The organism is Bradyrhizobium roseum (assembly GCF_030413175.1).
GTDB lineage: Bacteria > Pseudomonadota > Alphaproteobacteria > Rhizobiales > Xanthobacteraceae > Bradyrhizobium > Bradyrhizobium roseum.
In genome coordinates, this window is record NZ_CP129212.1 from 5,289,182 (window position 1) to 5,306,956 (window position 17,775).

Genomic DNA, 17,775 nt, shown 5'->3' on the forward strand with positions numbered 1-17,775 from the left:
ATCGCGCAACAGGATGATAACCCTGCTTACTATTTTATAACCTAGCTTACCAATTGTGCCGCGGCTACAATGGACCGCCATGCCAAATACCGAAGAATATATCGGCGTCGTGATCTCGGACGTCGCCCGCCTGCTGCGGACCGAATTCGATCGCCGCGTGCGCCGGCTCGGGATCACCCGCGGCCAATGGCTGGTGCTGACCCGCCTGCATCGCCGGCCCGGGGCGTCGCATTCCGAACTCGCCGAGATGATGGAAGTGGAAAAGGCGACCGCCGGCCGCATGATCGACCGGCTGGTGGCCAATGGCTGGGTCGAACGCCGCGCCGAACCCGGCGACCGGCGCGTCAAGCGCGTCTACCTGACGCCTGAAGCCGAACGGGTGCACAAGCGCATCTGGCGGGTCGCCGAGGACACGGTCGAAACTGCGCTCGCCGACCTGTCGGCCCGGGAAAGCAAGCAGCTGTTCACATTGCTGCAGCGCGTCAAGGAGACGCTGGTTTCCGGAGGCAATGGCACGGCAAGAGCCTCGGTGGTCGCCGGTCGAAACCCGGCTCCGCGCGGGCCGCGCCGCCTCAACGGAAGGATCGCGCCGTGACGCCGCGCCAACGAAGGCTGGCACTGATCGGCGTGCCCGTGCTCGTCATTGCCGGTGCGATCGCCGTCTGGCTGCAGGGCGGCCGCCACGTCACCACCGAGAACGCTTACGTCAAGGCCGACATCACGCAGATCGCCAGCGAAGTTCCCGGCCGCATCGTCGAGGTGCGGATCAGGGACCACTCGACCGTCACGGCGGGCGAACTGCTCGTGCGGCTCGACCCGGCTCCCTATCAACTGGCGCTGGCCAAAGCCGAGGCCGACGCCGATTCCGCGCGTTCCGCCGTCGAACAGCTCAAGGCGAGCCTGCGCGAGATCAGGGCTGAGACGAAAGAGGCCCAGAACAAGCTGACGTTCCTGCAGGCGCAGGCGCAGCGCGCGCGCGACCTGTCGGGGCGCGGCGTAACGTCGGCCGTGAAGCTCGAGCAAACCAACAGCGAGGAGCAGGAAGGGCTGGATCGCGTCGCGGTGCTGCATCAGCGAATCGCCCGCGTCGAGGCAGCACTGGGTGGCAGGCCGAACCGGCCGACCGATGAATTCGCAGCGGTCCGCGAAAAACTGGCGCTGCGCGACCGGGCGGCACTCGATCTCGCCTATACCGAGATCAAGGCGCCGCGGGCCGGCGTCGTGGTCAATTTCCGCCTCCAGCTCGGCGAGCAGGTCAAGGCGCAGACCTCGCTGTTTGCGCTGGTTGCCGATCGCAGGCCGTGGCTGGAGGCCAACTTCAAGGAAACCGACCTCACCCATGTCACCGTCGGGCAGCGGGCAAAGGTCGTGCTCGACATGCACCCCGACGTCACCTGGGATGCAGAGGTCGAGAGCATCAGTCCGGCGACCGGCGCGGAGTTTGCGATTCTGCCGGCGCAGAATGCGTCCGGAAACTGGGTCAAGGTGGTGCAACGCCTGCCGGTGCGGCTGCGGCTGATCGAACGTGCCGGCGAGCCATCCTTGCGCGCCGGCATGACCGCCTATGTTAGCATCGACACCGGCCGTACCCGAAGCCTCGCCAACATCTTTGGCAACGGCGCCGCCATTGCCGCGCGCCCGCAGCCGGCGGAAGCGGCCAAGACGCAGTGAGCGCAGGCTCGCCGCGCCTGGTTTCATGCGTGACGCTGCGCTTCGTCGATCGACGGCTCAACAGGAACGTTTCCCGGCACTTCCCGTTTCCCCTCTTCAACCCCATGGAGGAGAAACCATGTCTCTGGAATCGAACGAAACCGGCAACCTGATCGGCAGCGACAAGGTCGAGGGAACCGCAGTCTATGGCTCCGACAACAACAAGATCGGCTCGATCGAGCGCGTCATGATCGACAAGAAGAGCGGCAGGGTGTCCTACGCCGTGCTCTCCTTCGGCGGCTTTCTCGGCATCGGCGACGATTACTATCCGCTGCCTTGGCAATCGCTGAAATACGATACTTCGCTCGGCGGTTACGTTACCGGCGTGACGGAAGCGCAGCTCAAGGGCGCGCCGCATTACGGCAACGACAATACCTGGAACTGGGGCGACCCAGCCCGGGCCCGCGCCGTCAACGACTATTACGGCGTCGCGATCTGATCGCAGTCAAACTTGATATTCGGAGGGCCCGCCTCAAGGGTGGGTCCTCCATCAAGGCTGGCACATTCGTCTGCCCGCAGCGAACCTTTTGCGCTGTTCCGCGTTAGGGGCCTGTGGAGGCAGAGCATGGGAAAATTCTTCTTGTTCATAATCGCCCTGAGCGTCGCCGTTTTGCTGGCAATGAGCGCCTACATCATTAGCCTGTGATGATGGGCAGCTTAGCCCGGACTTGGCTATGACGAGCCGGAAGCGGTGCCGGTGTGCAAGTTTGTCGCAGGAACGGACGCGCCCGGCATAAGGCGCCCAGCGTCAGCACGCGGCGATTAGTTAACGCGACCGAGGATAGCGCGGTCCGGCATGCGTCGTTTTCTGCCGCGCATGCAAACTTTGTCATCGCTGACCACATCCTCGATTAACCATTCATCCCCATCGCAAGCATCGTGCGCCTGCCGACGATGCGCGCAGTTTGCTTGGATATGACGATCTGTCTCTCCGCGCCCTCTTTCTTTTTCGAAGGAACTGGGTAGCATGATCCGCGGGTGAAATGGGCTGTGCAACGCAACGCGCAGTTGTCATTCGCTCGCCCGGGCAGGCGAGCGGATATTCCAGAGACAGTAGTAATGGGCACGACAGGTCGCGGTGTACCGGATATCCCGCAGGCGCGGGGTGTGACCATCAGCCGTGCGTTATGGCTTGTCATGGCGCTGATAATGCAGGCCTCGCCTGCGTTCGCCGAACCATGCAGCAAACCGGCGGCGAGGGCCAAGATTGTCGAAGCGCTCCCGCGGGCCTCGGAGCAGCGGCCGGTCAATATCACGTTTCGAACTCACGCCGAAGGCGTGAAACTTTCGCTTGGCCTCAAGTCGAAATATCCAGACGACATGACCATTATTCTGCAGCACGACTTCGAGCAGTTGAATATCAGGGACGACCGCTTCGAGGTTTTGCTGCGCTTGATGGGGGCGCGGGAACGCCTTTCCATACCTTTCGCCGCGATCAAGGCGTTCTGGGATAAATCAGAACTGAAGTGCTCCGACTGACACGTCACCGCGGCGTCGCGCGCCTGATCAGGGCGCAGAGCCCCGTCATGCGCGCGATCGGATGTTCGACAAACAGGCGGCAGGACGCGAGCGCGCGATGCAGCGTGTCCGGCGGCGCGGCAGGTTTCAGGTGCGAAGCCAGAACCGCGCCATGGGCATGGCCAAGCGCGCGAGTCGAAAGCGTCAATGCGTTCAGCCGTCCTTCCCGCTGCAGCGGCACCAGCATGGTCCGCACCAGCGCCAGGTAGCCTGGCCAGTACGCCAGATGTCGGTACATGCTCGCAATCAATTGCGACTCGGTATCTTCGCCGAACCCGTTCAGTTCCTCGATCAGCGCCGCCACTTCGGGGTCCAGCGCCTCCATCGGCGGCAACTCCGGAATTTTGGCGCCCGGCGGCCGTGGCGCGGCGCCGGCCGGCCTCACCGCATCTGCCGGCCGCGGCTCGCAATGCGCCAGCAGCGCGGACAGCACGACGAGCGCCAACGCGTTGGTGTGATGATAGCTGTCGAGTACGTCATGAATGCGCGCGCGTTCGCTGTCGTCCACGCCCACCGCAAGCAGCGTGTCGGTCGACAAGCCGGGCCAGTCCGGCAGCGCGATGGTCTGCCTGATGGCTTCGGCATGTAGCGGCGCGTCGCCGAGATAGAGCGGACGAACGGCGGACCATGTCCATGGCAGCGCGCCCGGCATGGTCGCGAGGTGGCGCCAGATCAGGTTGACGACGCTGGTGCCCAGAACGTTGCGAATGTCGGCATAGATGTCAGCGATGTCACCTCGCGCTTCGGATTCGAGAACTGACGGGACGCTTTCTGCCATCAGGCCTGCTCAGCTCCGAAATTCGGCGAAGACGGTGCCAAGCCCATCGAGCTCCATTTTCACCTTGTCACCCGCCTTGAGCCACACCGTCTTCACGAGGCTCCCTGTCAGCACGATCTGGCCGGCATGCAGCCCCTTGCCCTCGTCGGCGAGATGATTGGCAAGCCAGGCCAGCGCGTTGTGGGGATGGCCGAGCACGTCGGCGCCGGTGCCGTGGCCGGCTTCCTCGCCGTTGATCAAGGCGCGTCCCTTCACCGTGAGCAGGTCCGGCGCCTTGCTGCGCGGCACCGCCGTGCCGAGCACGCAGCCGGCGGCGAAGAAATCATCGGCGACCAGCGTCGGCGCGCCCATCGCCTCCCATCTGATGTAGCGGTCGTCGACGATTTCGATCGCGGGATAGTAGGCCTCGATCGCCTCCATCATCGATTCCGCGGTAAACGGCCCTTCGCCGGGCGACAGGCTGCGCGCCATCCGCACCGCGATCTCGCACTCGACACCGACGCGAACATAATCGCCTGACCGCAGCGAAGCGCCGCTGTCGTGCACGCCCCTTGCGAACACGCCGCCGCAGCAGGGATGAGGGATGCCGAGGTATTGCTGCATGACCGGGCTGGTGCAGCCGATCTTGTAGCCCACCAGACTGCCGGTCTGCGGCAACATCAGATCGTGGACCGCACGCTGGATTTGATAGCCCGAGGCCTCATCGGCCGGAACGAGATCAGGCGGGAGCACGTCCAGCGGCGCGCCCGCCCGGCGGGCGGTGGCGATCATCTGTGCGGCCGCGAGAGTTTGGTCCATCAGCGGCGGCTTTCTCATTTCAAAGCGCGGCGATGCGCCCGCGCGCAGGCGATCAGCCGCGCGCCGATACCCTACTCGTCCCGGTAAACCTTCTCACGCTTCTCGTGGCGTTCCTGCGCTTCCACCGACAGCGTCGCGATCGGACGGGCTTCGAGCCGCTTCAGCGAAATCGGCTCGCCGGTCTCCTCGCAATAGCCGTAGGTGTTGTCCTCGATGCGTTGCAGCGCGGCGTCGATCTTGGAGATCAGCTTGCGCTGGCGGTCGCGGGCGCGCAGTTCGATGGCGCGGTCGGTTTCGGAAGAGGCGCGATCAGCCAGATCGGGATGATTGACATTCTCTTCCTGGAGGGTCTGCAGGGTGATCTTCGATTCTCTGAGGATCTCGTCCTTCCATGCCAGCAGCTTGGCGCGGAAATAGTCGCGCTGCCGATCGTTCATGAAAGGCTCTTTTTCGGAAGGTCGATAGTTCTTCAACTTTTCCAAGGCCAACCCATCTTCACGTACAAGGCGGGGCGGAAAATTGTCCGTCCGCGCGCGCCTTATATAGCGGCGGGTTGTGACAGACAATATAGGTCGCTCCCGTCCTTGCACAGGCAAAGGTATCCCTCCGCCGTCAGTAGCCGACCGTGAAGCGCTGGCGGATATGGGCCGGCCGTTCGATCTCGTCGGCGAGTGCAACTGCGAAATCCTCAAAGGAAATCCAGCTTTTGCCGTCGGAAGCGGTCAAAAGCTGGTCGGTGCCGAGCCGGAACTTGCCGGTTCGTTGGCCGGCCACAAACAAGGCTGAGGGCGACACGAAGGTCCAGCTGAGTTCCTGCTCGGCCCGAAGCAGGTCGAGGAAGGCGGCGCCCGCTTCGGCCTCGGGCTTGTATGCCACGGGAAAGGACGGGGTGGTCACCAGCCGGACGCCGGGCGACACGTCGAGGCTGCCGGCGCCGCCGACCACGAGATAACGGCCAACCTTCGATTCCCTGGCAGCCGCAATCAGCTTGACCGGGTCGCTGGCCAGAAAATGAACCGAGCTGATCGCGGCGGCGTGGCCGGTGACCAGCCGGGCAAGGCCGGCCTGGTCCATGACGTCGCCCCTGGCCGGCGTGACATTGGCGTGCGGCGCTATCCGTTCTGGATGACGGGCGATGGCGGTGACCTGGTGGCCGCGGCCAGCCAGTTCGGCGGTGATACGCGAGCCGGCATTGCCGGACGCGCCGATGACGGCGATTTTCATGGAAGCCTCCTTTTGATTCCGCGAATGCGGTATCCAATGGTGACTAGATAGAGAAATGGATGTAAGTGTTAAGAGAGCACTTTCGTCTCACCTGATAACCCTGGAGTAACCGCCGTGAAGGCCGCCAATTCGAAAATCCCGAACGCCTATTCGGCCGATTGCCCGACGCGCCAGATTCTCGATCGCGTCGGTGACAAATGGGCGGTGTTGATCCTGCTTCTCCTGCGCGACGAGCCGATGCGTTTCAATGCGTTACGGCGCACGATTGAAGGCATCTCGCAGAAGATGCTGAGCCAGGTTCTCAAATCGCTCGAACGCGACGGGCTGATCCGCCGGCGCGCGATCGCGACCGTGCCGGTAACGGTGGAGTATTCGATCACGCCGCTCGGCGCGACGCTCGCCGGCGCCGTCGATCCGTTGCGCGACTGGGCCGAGCAGAACTTGAAGGAAGTGTTGAACGCACAGCGCCGCTACGACGCACAGCGCAAGGATATCGCAGCGTGAGTCGCGCCGCGCTCACCCGGCGACATGCGTTAAAAGCTAGACTTGCCCGGCCTTTGCCAGTTCGACCTCAACCCGCAATTCAATCTCGGACAGCACCGCGTCGAGGCCGGGATCGCCCGAGGAGGACTTCAGGTTGGCCGCGGCGTCGCGCAGCCGGCTGACGGTGGAAGCATCGAGGGTGCCGGAGAGCAGCCCCATCTTGAGTTCGTCGAGCACGTCGAGCGCGCCCCTGCCCCGCGCCACCGAACGCTTGCGACGCTCGGTCGGATCCTCGACACCCTGCAGCGCGAGCAGCGCGTCGATGTTGCCGGCGGCCCTCGGTGCTGTAGCCGAGCGCGGCTCCTCGGGCGTCGACGGCGCTTCCGGCAGCGAGAAACCGGTCGAACTGGTTCGCCGCGTGTGATTGGCGGGCGATCCGATCGTGGTGCCATTGGGTCCGTAGATGCGCATCGTAGTGCTCTCGGCATGAGAATGATGCGAGCTTGGCCTCCTTATGGTTAACGAGACGTAAATGGCCCGGCAAAATTTGCCGACGCACGGCAGTTTCGCCCGTCATGGTGAACCGCCGCCGCATCCTGCCCACGCGAACTTGCAGCAATATCAAGCCATTGCCCGAGCAGCGCGACATGGCACGACCCTCGCATAGTTAATCGCGGACCGCCGTCATGGGAGTGGCGCCAACGGTCCGGTGGAAGACCTTGAGGGGAGCACAGGATGCCCGGCATCCGTTCGGCACGACTGATTTGGGTGGCCTGTGCGGCGCTGATGGCGCTGGCGCTGGCACCCCAGCCCTCGGGCGCAACGTCGCGGATCAAGGATCTCGCCAATATCGAGGGCGTGCGGCAGAACCAGCTGATCGGCTACGGCCTCGTGGTCGGCCTCAACGGAACCGGCGACACGCTGAACAACATTCCCTTCACCAAGCAGTCGCTGCAAGCGATGCTCGAGCGCATGGGCGTCAACATCCGCGGCGCCACCATCCGCACCGGCAACGTCGCCGCCGTCATGGTCACCGGCAACCTGCCGGCCTTCGGGACGCAGGGCACGCGGATGGACGTCACGGTGTCCGCACTGGGCGACGCCAAGAACCTGACCGGCGGCACCCTGCTCGTCACCCCCCTGCTCGGCGCCGACGGCAACGTCTATGCGGTGGCACAAGGCTCGCTGGCGATCTCGGGCTTTGCGGCCGAGGGCGCTGCCGCCAGCGTCACCCGCGGCGTGCCGACGGTGGGCCGCATCGCCAACGGCGCCATCATCGAGCGCGAGATCGAATTCGCGCTCAATCGCCTGCCCAATGTCCGCCTCGCACTGCGCAACGCCGACTTCACCACCGCCAAGCGCATCGCCGCCGCCGTCAACGACTTCCTCGGCGTCAAGACCGCCGAGCCGATCGACCCCTCCACGGTGCAGCTTTCGATTCCGGCGGAATTCAAGGGCAACGTCGTCGCCTTTCTGACCGAGATCGAGCAGTTGCAGGTCGAGCCCGATCTCGTCGCCAAGATCGTGATCGACGAACGCTCCGGCATCATCGTGATGGGCCGCGACGTCCGCGTCGCCACCGTGGCGGTGGCGCAGGGCAACCTCACGGTGACGATCTCCGAAAGCCCGCAAGTGAGCCAGCCCAACCCGCTGTCGCGCGGCCGCACGGTGGTGACCCCCCGGTCGGGCGTCAGCGTCAGCGAGGACGGCAAGAAATTCGCGGTCGTCAAGGACGGCGTCTCGCTGCAGCAGCTCGTCGACGGCCTCAACGGGCTCGGCATCGGGCCGCGCGACCTCATCAGCATCCTGCAGGCGATCAAGGCCGCCGGCGCGATCCAGGCCGACATCGAGGTGATGTGATGAACGGAATTGACAAGACTTCGCTGATCAACGGCCGCAAGGATCCGCAGCTCGCCGAGGCGCTGACTAAAATCTCGCCCGAGGCGCAGAAGAAGACGCGCGCCAAGGCCCAGGAGTTCGAAGCGATGTTCCTCAACTCGATGTTTTCGCAGATGACCACCGGCGTCAAAGGCGACGGCCCGTTCGGCGACACCACCGGCACCGGAGCCTGGCGCTCGATGCTGACGGACGAATATTCGAAATCCTTTGCCAAGTCCGGCGGCATCGGCATCTCCAACGACGTCTTCCGCACCCTTATCCTGCAGCAGGCCAACCGGGCCGGCTGATCCAGAAGGAGATTCGACATGAATGCGCGCCCCCAGGCCAATCCCGCGCCGGCTCCGGCAAGAGCGATCACCACACCGGCGGAAGCGCGCAAGCTCGCCGAAGATCTGATGAACGTGATGAGCGGCCTGCTCGGCATCATCGAACGCGAAACCGAACTGGTGCGCGCCGGCAATGTCGGCGAGGCGATGCGGTTGGAAGAGCAGAAGGGCGAGCTGTCGCGTCGCTACATGATCGCGGTCGAGAATCTGAAGAACGCACAAAAGTATCTCGCGCAGGTTTCGCCGGAACTGCTGACCACGCTGCGCAAGCATCACGACACCTTCCGCGCGATGCTGCAGATCAACCTCACCGTTCTTGCGACCGCACACGCGGTGTCCGAAGGCATCGTGCGCGGCGTCAACACCGAGATCCAGCGCAAGAACATTCCGAACACCTACACGGCATCGGGACAACGAGCGGCGCCGGGGCCGCGCAACATCACGCCGCTGTCGGTCAGCCGTTCGCTGTAGTCCGCGAATAGCTACAATTTTAGCCAAATTTATCCAACCGCTTCAGTGCGGAATTGAGCGTATTCGCTAACACGACGTTGAGAGGTGCCGGGCAATATTGCGTCGACGAGGGGTTGGGATTTGACTCGCGCAAGCCAGGAGGCTGCCATGAGTACAGATTTCAACATCAAACCGGTGGGGGCACCGGTTGCCGCACCGATCGCTCAGCACGTGAGCGAGTCGGCACAACAAGCGGTCGCAACCGTACTGCCGGCGAACAAAAGCGTCGCGGCGGTAGAGACCAGTGCGCGCGCCAGCACTGATTCCGCAGCTGTCCGCGTCTCCATTTCGAGCGCGGCGGTGGCCAACCAGGTGGTGATCGACCGCGACGCCCGCGCCGTCGTCTATCAGGTCATCGATACCAAGACGAGCCAGGTGGTGAAGCAGTTCCCCGAGGAAGCTGTGCTTCGCCGCCGCGCCTATTTCCACACGCTCGACCTGACCAAGGACGCCCCGCAGCGCCTCGCCGCCACCGACCGCACGGCCTGATCCAGAGCGGGCCGTGCGTGTCCTCAGACGAAATATGCCCCCTGTTCGGGGGCATCTTTCGTTGCGATCGGATCAGAACAGATGAAGTTCCCGATTCAACTGACGCGGGATGCGTAGGCCTGATCGAGATAGGTCTGGCCGCTGCCCGCGTCGGTGACGACGTTCTTGATCTCCGCCTTTCCAAGCGCGGACAGCGTAAACTTGGTGTCACCGATCCGGAACGACAGGTCCTTGATCAAAACTTCCTGGAACTTGTTGGTGCCGCCGCTCTGGTACTGCACCTTGGCGCGAAATCCGTTGACGTCCGAGACCGTGAACTTGAACGTCTTGTTGTCGGGATATTTGCCGGTCCAGGTGCCTTCGTACAATTTGGGATCGACCGCGACATAGGGTGTCTTGGACGGGACGGTCAGCCCCACCGTCTTGTAGTTGGCCGATATGATGCTCCAGAGATCAGCCATGCTGGCGCACTCCCCTCACCCGGTCAGCCGCGGCCTGCAAGGCCGGCGGCCAGATTGCAGTTGATGTCGATCAGCGACTTCAGCTTGGCCGGGTCCGGATTCAATTGCATGTCGACCGTCTGCTTCATCACGAACACGCCGATGTTGGCGATGTTCTGGCGTACTTCCATCGGTTGCTGATTCTCGTTCGCCTCGACGGCGCTCATGAAGATCGACCAGAGCCTGCGATTGAAAAGCAACGCGTTGTGCATTGCGGAATCGGGGCCGTTCCAGTTGGCCTGAACTTCCTGCAATTGCCGTGCAGCCTTCAGCAACGCCTGCGCTTCGATTTCACGGGGAGACGTCGTCGTCTGCGATGTACGCGCGTAGGCTTGAGCTGCATTAGACATTCACGAACCTCGATGGAGCGATGTGCAAGACCGCAGGATTCTTCGGAAAAGCTGCCTAAGATACATACAGGTTTCGCCTTTAAATATGGTTAGCACGAGTTACCCATTGTGTCGGCACTCCGGCAAAAACTCCATATTTGAGGCAGCATGCGGACCATCAAGTTCCCATGGAATTAATTTCGAAGCCCAAATTATCCGCTTCGATCCCTTTATTCATGCCAGCGTTTTCTCGTCCGAAAAATGCGTTACCCGAAACGAAAGACGGCGGGGTTTCCCCCGCCGTCTGATCGTTGAAGTCGACGTACCGCTTAGCGGAGCAGCTGCAGCACGCTCTGCTGGCTCTGGTTGGCCAGCGCCAGCGCGGACACCGCGATCGACTGGCGGGTCGACAGCGCCTGGCTGTTCGCCGCTTCCTCGTTGGTGTCGGCCAGCGTCAGGTTCGACGAACCGGTCTGCAGCACGTTGATCAGGTTCTTCGAGAAGTCCTGACGGATCTGCACGATCGACAGGTTCGAACCCAAGGCAGACGCCTGCGAGCGCAGCAGGGTCGAAGCGGAAGCCAGGTTGGCAATCACCTTGTTGGTCGCGGAGTTGTCGATGAAGTCGGTGCCGCTGACCAGATTCGCCAGGCCGAGACCAGTCGCATCGAAGTTGACGCCGGTGATGTTCAGCGTCGATTTGCCGGTTTCGTTGAACGTCAGCTTGAGTTGATCGCCACCGAGCAGGTTGATGCCGTTGAACGACGCATCCTGCGCCGTCGTGGTGATCTGTGACAGGATGCCGTTGAACTGCGTCACCAGGTTGCTGCGAACCGCTTGCGCGGATATGTCAACCACCGGAGCCGCTGCGGTCGTGAAGCTGATCGCAGAGGTCAGCGTACCGCCGATCGCCCCTCCCGCCTGCGCCGAACCGAGGGTCGACGAAGCATAGTCGTTGGTAGTCGTGATCGTCAGCTTGCCGGTCGAGTCGATCGTAGCGTTGAGATTATTGGCCAGCAGAGCGGCGTTGAGCTGGTCGAGCGTCTTGACCGTGCCGCCGGAGCCATCGCCGAACGTGACGTTGACCGGCGTGCCGCCGTTGAAGGAGGTGAAGGTCAGGTTCTTGCCGGACAGGCTGCCCGGCGCCGCGGCGCGGCCTGCGGTGAAGTTGGTTCCTGTGCCGGTGTTGCCGGTCAGGCCCAGCGCGGAAAGCGCGTTGCCGGTACCGATGATCGACAGGTCGGCCGTGGTGCCGGTGCTGATCTGCAGCACGCCGCTCGCCGAGATCGACGAGGGGGTGCCGACAGTCGTCAACGTTGCCGTACCGCCGACGTTGGCGGCGGTCTTGACGCCCGTGGCCAGATCGATCGCGGTGAGCGTGTCGGCGAGCGTCGCGTCCTGCAGATAGACGGTCGAGTTGCCGCTGCCGTCGGTGACGACGTTGCCGGTAACGCCGGAGCCGGTGGGCACGTTCGCAGCCAACGGAGCCTCAGCGTTCTTGAACGTGACGGTCTTGCCGTTGACGATCAGCGACGAGCCGTCCTCAATCAGGCTGCCGAGCGTCGAGGCAGCGGTCGTCCGCGCCCTCGTCACGGTGGCGTCACCGCCGCCCACTGAAGTCGTCAGACCGAGAGCCTTCAGCAGGTCGGCCTTGCCGGTGATGCTGAGGTCAGCGCCGGTACCGGTCGTCAAGGTGACAACGCCGGCAGCGATCGCGCCACTGGTGCCCGACGAGGGGGAGAACGCCGCGACGCCGGTCGTGGTGTTGATCACGGCCTTCTGAACGCCGCTGGCAAGATCGATCGCAGTCAAGAGATCGCCCACGGTGCCGAGCGGCGTGCCGGTGGTCCCGAGGTAAACCGAAGAGTTGCCATTGCCGTCGGTGACGACATTGCCCAAAACGCCGGAGCCGGCGGGAAGAGCCGTTCCGGCCGGGGCCGTGCCCGACTTGAAGGTGATCGTTTTACCGTTGACCGTCAGGGTCTGGCCATCGGTCGGCTGGGCATTGCCCAACAAGCCGGTCGCGGTGGCTGGACCGCTTGCGATCAGGGTGATGCCGGCGGCGAGCGCCGTGGTGCCGTCACCAGCCGTCGCGGCAGTGCCGACCAGCGAGGCGGAAACGCCCCCGAGTGTCGTGGTTGAAAGGGCTGGCGTGGTCCCGCCGGCCGTGCCGTTGAACAGCACGTTGGAGGTCGCCGTCGCACTGGTATAGGTCGTGGTTCCACGCAGGTCGGTCGCGGTCGCACCGGGGATGGTCGCCGAGACGTTCGACTTGGTGGAGTAGCCGACCGCGCTCTGCAGCGCCTGGTTGGCGATCGACTTGGCGGTATCGACCAGCTTCTGCAGCGAGGTGATGCCGGTGTTGGCGGCCTGCAGCACCTGCACGCCGTTGCCGATGCCGTCGAGCAGGTTGTTGATGTCACCGGCGCGCGCGTCGAGCGACTGCGCGGTGAAGAAGTTGGTGGGGTTATCGAGGGCGGTGTTGACCTTCTTGCCGGTAGCAAGTCGGTTCTGCGTGGTCGCCAGCAGGTCGGCGGTCGACTGCAGCGAGAGAAGGTTCTGGCGAACCGAAGCTGAAAGAACAATACCGGACATCTTTCATACCTTTCTGGTGTGAAATTAAGACAAGCCACTACCCGACCTCGCGATCAGGCGACAGCTCACTCTGAAACCAAGTCTCTAAGAAAAAATGAATCTGGCCGGATAAGGCGCCCTTAAAGACGGTGAATTTCAAATTAATCGGCCGGATCAGGATGCCCCCCGTATTCATACGGGCCGTTGGCAGAAAGCCCCGTGAAATGGGCACAAATCGCACGTTCACCATTGGTTAACCATCATCGGAAAGGATGCGACTCTGCCGGCGGGCAAGACAACGCGCGAAAAGCGTCAAACGGAGAACAGGCATGGCCTTGAAAGTCGAGCTCAAACCGCACGAGCGAATCATCATCGGCGCCTGTGTGGTCACCAATACCGATCAGCGCGCCAGACTGCTGATCGACGGCGACCGGATTCCGATCCTGCGCGAGAAGGATATCCTCACGCCCGACACCGCCGACACGCCGGCAAAACTGGTCTACCTCGCCGTGCAGCTGATGTACCTGTCGCCGGATCCGATGGCGCATCATCCGACCTATTTCAGCCTGGTCCGCGATATCCTCACCACGATGCCGAGTGCGTGGCCCTTCATCGAAGGGATCAACAACTTCATCCTGAACGGCGATCTCTACCATGCGCTGAAGGAATCGAAGAAGTTGATCGGCCACGAAGAGCAGATCCTGGCGAGCGCCCGAAAAATGCAATCCCTCGACGAGTTCGATCGCAAGTCCGCATAGCGATTGCATCGCTTCCAAATGAAAAGGCCTCCTCACGGAGGCCTTTTCATTTTTGCCCGAAAAATTATCCTCAGACCGGCAGGAACTTGGTCAGCGTGGTCTGGTAGAGCATCGACGTGGTCTGATACGAGGCCTGCAGGCTGGTCTGCAGCGCCAGGACCTTGGTCGCGACCTCGTCCTGGTTGATGCCCTCGATCTGGTCGAGCATGGTTTGCGCCATTCCCTTGAGTTGTGTCTGGCGATCGGTCGAAGCCTTGATCGCGTTCTGCGCGCCGGCGAACTGCGCCTGCATATCCTGGATCGACTGCTGGCCGGTCTGCGGCGCGAGGTTTGCCGAAATCCGTTGCTGCAGCGCGTTGACCTGCCCCTTCGAGTTCGGATTGGCGGAGTTGGTCGTGACCGCGCAATACACCGCGATATTCTGCAACTGATAGCGCAACGCCTGCTCGTTGGCGCGCGCGCCGTACTGCACCGTGATCGACTGGTCGATGCGGGCGATCGCGGTGCCGCGCGGCGAATCAGTGCCGATTTCGCCGGTGTACCAGGAAACGGTGTTGGCGGACGTGCCGCCGATCAGATTGGTGGCGGTGGCGAACGGCGGACCGTTGACACGCAGCGGGGCCGGATTTGCGCTCGCCGTGCCGCTGAAGCCCAGCGCGGCGAAGGCTGCCGCGTTCGAACTGGAAATTGCCAATGCATCGCCGTCGCCTCCGTGCAGCGCAATCACGCCGCCGGTGACGGTCGACGGCGTATTGGTGCCGGTGATCGAATCGATCTTCGCCAGCAGCGACTGCACGCTGTCGGTGACGTTGAGCTGGTTGCCGGTCGCACCCGAAGCCACGAAGGTGATCGGCGTACCGTTGACCGTGATCGTATCGCCCGCCGCAAAGCTTGCGGCCAAGGAGTCCGTTCCTAAAGCGCCCGAGAGCAGTGTAGCGCCCGTGATCGGCGCCGGTGTACCGGCCTGGTTGTTGACCGCAGTGCCCGTAACGGTAGCCGACGGGTTGAAGAAGTTGTTCGACGCCGCGATCGCGGATGCAGCGACCAGCGACGTATCGCTCAGCGTCTGGATCGAGGACGTCAGCAGGGCTTGAAGGTTCGTCGTGGTTGCGGCGGTATCAACTCCGATCAGGAACGAGCCTGACGGCGGCGGATTCTTCGTTGTCGCGGTCAGCACGATGGGCTCGCTGGTTCCGTCCGGCAGTTTGAAGTTGAACGTGACGCTTTCACCATCGTTCGGATTGACGGCGCCGAGATCGACGGTGATGGAAGGCGGCGTGCCGGTCGGCTGCGTGACGGTCGCCCCGGTCAGCGACGTGCTGACCGAGCTGAGCTTCAATCCAAACGACGAGCCATCTTCGGTCAGGCTGGTCACGGTGGTCGTCAATGGCGGCGACGCGACGGTCAGATGGCCCATATTGCCGACACCCTGGTCGGCCTGGCGCCGTTCGTTGATCAGTTGCCTCAGCCCGGCCTGGGTTCCGATACCGTCGAGCATGACGTCGGCTGCCACCGTTGCCGGGGTATCAGTGGTCCGGCCGGAAAACAGATAGCGGTCGCCGGTCTGGCTGTTGAGCAGCGACACCGCGTTCGAGAACGCCGCCTGTGCGGTGATCTGGCCGGAAGTCTGACCGTTGTCGTTGAGCACGATGGTCGACGTACCGGCCGCCTTCTTCACCGACGTCCCGATGTCGGACAAGCCCTGCAGCGCAAGGTTGACGACGTTCAGCCGCGTGTTGACGTTGGTCGCGGTGTCCGCATAGGCATTGATGCTGCTGACCTGCGCGCGCAGGCTGAGCGCAAAGCCGCGATTGGCGCCCTGTCCCGAATAGGTCGTCGAGACCCGGCCGCTGGCGAGCTGCTGCGTCAGATCGTCGAGCTGCGCGCGAATATTGAGGATCGAAGTCCCGATATACGATGTTCTGCCGTTAACGCCGTCGATCGACATGATACCCTCACATGGCCTGGATCAGCGTGTCGTACATCTGCTTGATGGACGACATGACGCGTGCATTGGCGGAATAGGCGTTCTGCAGCGCGAGCAGATGCGCCAGCTCGTCGTCGATGTTGACACCCGAGGCATCGGTCACCTTCTTCTGCAGGGTATTGAGCACCACCGACTGGCCTTCGGACAGCTGCTTGGCAGCGGTCGCGGCTTCGCCCTGCTGGCTGATGAACTGCTTGACGAAATTAGTCAGCGTGCCGGTAAACGGCGCGCCGGTGGTTCCGATGCCGGTCTGCGGCGAATAGCGATAATTGCCCGATTGCAGCTGCGTCAGGACGAAGTCGGAGCGCGTGGTGTCGCCTGCCGGCGTCAACGGGCTGGTGGAAAGTATGACGGCGCGCGAGGGATCGCCGAGCAGTCCGAGATTGACGCTGATGCGACCGGCAAGACCCGTCTGCTGCGAACCGTTGGCTGTGATCGCGCCGGTGAACAGCCCGCCATTGTCGGTGAAGAGCGCGAACTGCGGGTTGCCGCTGGTGAGCGACGACATCGTCGTCGTGACCGACGCGGCCAGTACGTCCGAGCGGTTCGTCGCGCCGTCATCCAGTACGCGCAGCGTGGAGCCGGACGGATTCGAAAACTGCAGATTGGCGCTCGTCCCCAGCGCAGCGTTGAGCTGGGTAACCACCGAAGCCATGCCGGCCGAAAAATCGATGCCGAGCACCTCATCGTTCGGATCGAGCGTCGTGGTGTTGCTCAGCGGCAGCACGCTCGGATCGTCGACGCGCAGGATCGAGAGATTGTGCGTGACGCCTGTCGTATTGTTCTTGTAGCTGACGTGGATGACGTTGCCCGATTGAAGTCCCGTCAGATCGAGATCGTAACCGGCCTGCGGCAGCACCGATGCAGGCGCGGCCGTTCCTGCGGTCGTCTTGTCCGACAGCGCGCTCGCCATCGATGCCGCGAACTGATCGATCTGCGCCTGCGCCTTCACCAGCGTATTGTCGCGCAGCTCGAGATAGGCGGCGATCTTGCCTGAGCGGATCGATTTGGTCGACACCAGATCGTAGCTGCCGCCATGCGGGAAATTGATCGAGATGGTGCCGACGTTGCTCTTGGTCGGATCGGTGGGATTGTACAGCGTGTTGGGCGTGATCGTGCCCTGGGGATTGAACGTCAGTTGCGCCGCCTCGGTGCCGACGAGCTGGACGCCCGAATTCGTGAACACCGTCACCTGGTTGAGGTCGTTGACGACGGTGCGGATGTCCATCAAGCTCGACAGTTGCGTGATGTACTGGTCGCGCTGATCCAGCAGCGACGCCGTCGCCGCATCGGTCTTGCCGTTGTTCTGCAGCTGATTGTTGATGAACGCGATCTGCGCCATCGCGTTGTTCGCCGTCACGATGGAATCGTTGATGCCCATTTCGGCGTTGGCGCGCAGGTTCTGGATCCCCTGCGTCGCCGCATTGAGCGTCTGGGCCATCGTCTGCGCCGCGCTGACGGCGCCGATCCGCGCAGATTGCGAGTCCGGGCTGGTCGACAAGCCCTGAAAGGCGGTCAGCAGCTTGTTGAACGAATCCTCGATGGTGCCGGTTTCCGACGGGTTTCCGTAGACGTTCTGCAAGTTCTGCAGGAATGTCGAGCGGATGTCTGCATAGGCCGCGCCGGAGGTTTCCGTTCGCAGTTGCGTCTGCAGATACTGATCGAGCTGCCGGTCGACGCCGTTGAGCAGAACGCTCGAGCCGTAGTCGCCGGTCATGCCGGCGACCTGGATTATCGATTTCCTGACGTAACCGGGCGTTTCCGCGTTGGCGACGTTGGATCCGACCAGCGAGATCGCGGCTTGCGTCGCGCGCAGGCCGGACATTGCGGTGGAGAGAGCCTGACTCAAACCCATGACTGACTGCCCATCTCAAATCGCATCGCGAACGTCGC

Annotated in this window: 20 protein-coding genes; 10 read left to right on the top strand and 10 right to left on the bottom strand. The window is 63.0% G+C overall.

Annotation, left to right across the window (positions count from 1 at the left end):
* Window positions 1-79: 79 nt before the first annotated feature.
* The 4 genes from QUH67_RS25165 to QUH67_RS25180 all read left to right on the top strand — a co-directional run bounded on the left by QUH67_RS25165 (window position 80) and on the right by QUH67_RS25180 (window position 3,189).
* Window positions 80-595, top strand: a complete 516-nt coding sequence (locus QUH67_RS25165; RefSeq protein WP_300942071.1) for a MarR family winged helix-turn-helix transcriptional regulator — start codon at window positions 80-82, stop codon at window positions 593-595.
* On the top strand, window positions 592-1,671 hold the full coding sequence (locus QUH67_RS25170) for an HlyD family secretion protein (RefSeq protein ID WP_300942072.1): 1,080 nt from the start codon (window positions 592-594) through the stop codon (window positions 1,669-1,671). Before QUH67_RS25165 ends, QUH67_RS25170 begins: the two co-directional genes overlap by 4 nt.
* A gap of 118 nt (window positions 1,672-1,789) precedes the next feature.
* Window positions 1,790-2,149: a PRC-barrel domain-containing protein gene (locus tag QUH67_RS25175; RefSeq protein WP_300942073.1), complete on the top strand. Its 360-nt coding sequence runs from the start codon at window positions 1,790-1,792 to the stop codon at window positions 2,147-2,149.
* Window positions 2,150-2,769: 620 nt separating this feature from the next.
* Window positions 2,770-3,189 (top strand): ClpXP protease specificity-enhancing factor SspB, encoded by a 420-nt coding sequence (locus QUH67_RS25180; protein WP_300942074.1) that lies wholly within the window; start codon window positions 2,770-2,772, stop codon window positions 3,187-3,189.
* A 4-nt stretch (window positions 3,190-3,193) separates the two neighbouring features.
* Here QUH67_RS25180 and QUH67_RS25185 read toward each other — a convergent pair whose 3' ends face one another.
* The 4 genes from QUH67_RS25185 to QUH67_RS25200 form a co-directional block, all read right to left on the bottom strand.
* A complete protein-coding gene (locus QUH67_RS25185) occupies window positions 3,194-4,006 on the bottom strand; it encodes a hypothetical protein (protein ID WP_300942075.1) in 813 nt (270 codons plus the stop codon).
* 9 nt (window positions 4,007-4,015) lie between these two features.
* The gene (locus tag QUH67_RS25190; RefSeq protein ID WP_300942076.1) at window positions 4,016-4,804 is read right to left on the bottom strand and encodes a 2-keto-4-pentenoate hydratase; all 789 of its coding nucleotides are present in this window, start codon (window positions 4,802-4,804) and stop codon (window positions 4,016-4,018) included.
* A gap of 71 nt (window positions 4,805-4,875) precedes the next feature.
* On the bottom strand, window positions 4,876-5,241 hold the full coding sequence (gene dksA, locus QUH67_RS25195; protein ID WP_092509290.1) for an RNA polymerase-binding protein DksA: 366 nt from the start codon (window positions 5,239-5,241) through the stop codon (window positions 4,876-4,878).
* A 175-nt stretch (window positions 5,242-5,416) separates the two neighbouring features.
* Window positions 5,417-6,028, bottom strand: coding sequence for an NAD(P)-dependent oxidoreductase (locus QUH67_RS25200; RefSeq protein WP_300942077.1), 612 nt, complete (start codon window positions 6,026-6,028; stop codon window positions 5,417-5,419).
* 114 nt (window positions 6,029-6,142) lie between these two features.
* Here QUH67_RS25200 and QUH67_RS25205 point away from each other — a divergent pair, with 114 nt between their 5' ends.
* Window positions 6,143-6,532: a winged helix-turn-helix transcriptional regulator gene (locus QUH67_RS25205; RefSeq protein ID WP_300942078.1), complete on the top strand. Its 390-nt coding sequence runs from the start codon at window positions 6,143-6,145 to the stop codon at window positions 6,530-6,532.
* Window positions 6,533-6,568: 36 nt separating this feature from the next.
* Here the strand turns inward: QUH67_RS25205 and QUH67_RS25210 are convergent, their stop codons facing one another.
* Window positions 6,569-6,982, bottom strand: coding sequence for a flagellar assembly protein FliX (locus QUH67_RS25210; protein WP_300942079.1), 414 nt, complete (start codon window positions 6,980-6,982; stop codon window positions 6,569-6,571).
* A gap of 264 nt (window positions 6,983-7,246) precedes the next feature.
* Here QUH67_RS25210 and QUH67_RS25215 point away from each other — a divergent pair, with 264 nt between their 5' ends.
* The 4 genes from QUH67_RS25215 (at window position 7,247) to QUH67_RS25230 (ending at window position 9,735) form a co-directional block, all read left to right on the top strand.
* Complete coding sequence (locus QUH67_RS25215) at window positions 7,247-8,371, top strand: flagellar basal body P-ring protein FlgI (RefSeq protein WP_300942080.1); 1,125 nt, start codon at window positions 7,247-7,249, stop codon at window positions 8,369-8,371.
* A complete protein-coding gene (gene flgJ, locus QUH67_RS25220) occupies window positions 8,371-8,697 on the top strand; it encodes a flagellar assembly peptidoglycan hydrolase FlgJ (protein ID WP_300942081.1) in 327 nt (108 codons plus the stop codon). Before QUH67_RS25215 ends, flgJ begins: the two co-directional genes overlap by 1 nt.
* Window positions 8,698-8,715: 18 nt before the next feature.
* Entirely contained in the window at window positions 8,716-9,207 is a 492-nt protein-coding gene (locus QUH67_RS25225) for a hypothetical protein (protein WP_300942082.1), read from the top strand.
* A gap of 147 nt (window positions 9,208-9,354) precedes the next feature.
* Window positions 9,355-9,735: a hypothetical protein gene (locus tag QUH67_RS25230; protein WP_300942083.1), complete on the top strand. Its 381-nt coding sequence runs from the start codon at window positions 9,355-9,357 to the stop codon at window positions 9,733-9,735.
* 95 nt (window positions 9,736-9,830) lie between these two features.
* Here QUH67_RS25230 and QUH67_RS25235 read toward each other — a convergent pair whose 3' ends face one another.
* From QUH67_RS25235 to QUH67_RS25245, 3 genes are all read right to left on the bottom strand, one after another.
* Window positions 9,831-10,196 (bottom strand): hypothetical protein, encoded by a 366-nt coding sequence (locus QUH67_RS25235; protein ID WP_300942084.1) that lies wholly within the window; start codon window positions 10,194-10,196, stop codon window positions 9,831-9,833.
* A 23-nt stretch (window positions 10,197-10,219) separates the two neighbouring features.
* Complete coding sequence (gene flaF / locus QUH67_RS25240; RefSeq protein WP_300942085.1) at window positions 10,220-10,585, bottom strand: flagellar biosynthesis regulator FlaF; 366 nt, start codon at window positions 10,583-10,585, stop codon at window positions 10,220-10,222.
* Between the two features lie 308 nt (window positions 10,586-10,893).
* Window positions 10,894-13,158, bottom strand: coding sequence for a DUF1522 domain-containing protein (locus tag QUH67_RS25245; RefSeq protein ID WP_300942086.1), 2,265 nt, complete (start codon window positions 13,156-13,158; stop codon window positions 10,894-10,896).
* Between the two features lie 308 nt (window positions 13,159-13,466).
* Here QUH67_RS25245 and flbT point away from each other — a divergent pair, with 308 nt between their 5' ends.
* Window positions 13,467-13,895, top strand: coding sequence for a flagellar biosynthesis repressor FlbT (gene flbT / locus QUH67_RS25250; RefSeq protein ID WP_300942087.1), 429 nt, complete (start codon window positions 13,467-13,469; stop codon window positions 13,893-13,895).
* A 70-nt stretch (window positions 13,896-13,965) separates the two neighbouring features.
* On the opposite strand, the gene QUH67_RS25255 is transcribed toward flbT, so the two are convergent.
* Window positions 13,966-15,843: a flagellar protein gene (locus QUH67_RS25255; protein ID WP_300942088.1), complete on the bottom strand. Its 1,878-nt coding sequence runs from the start codon at window positions 15,841-15,843 to the stop codon at window positions 13,966-13,968.
* Window positions 15,844-15,850: 7 nt separating this feature from the next.
* Window positions 15,851-17,737, bottom strand: coding sequence for a flagellar hook-associated protein FlgK (gene flgK, locus QUH67_RS25260; protein ID WP_300942089.1), 1,887 nt, complete (start codon window positions 17,735-17,737; stop codon window positions 15,851-15,853).
* Between the last annotated feature and the right edge of the window lie 38 nt (window positions 17,738-17,775).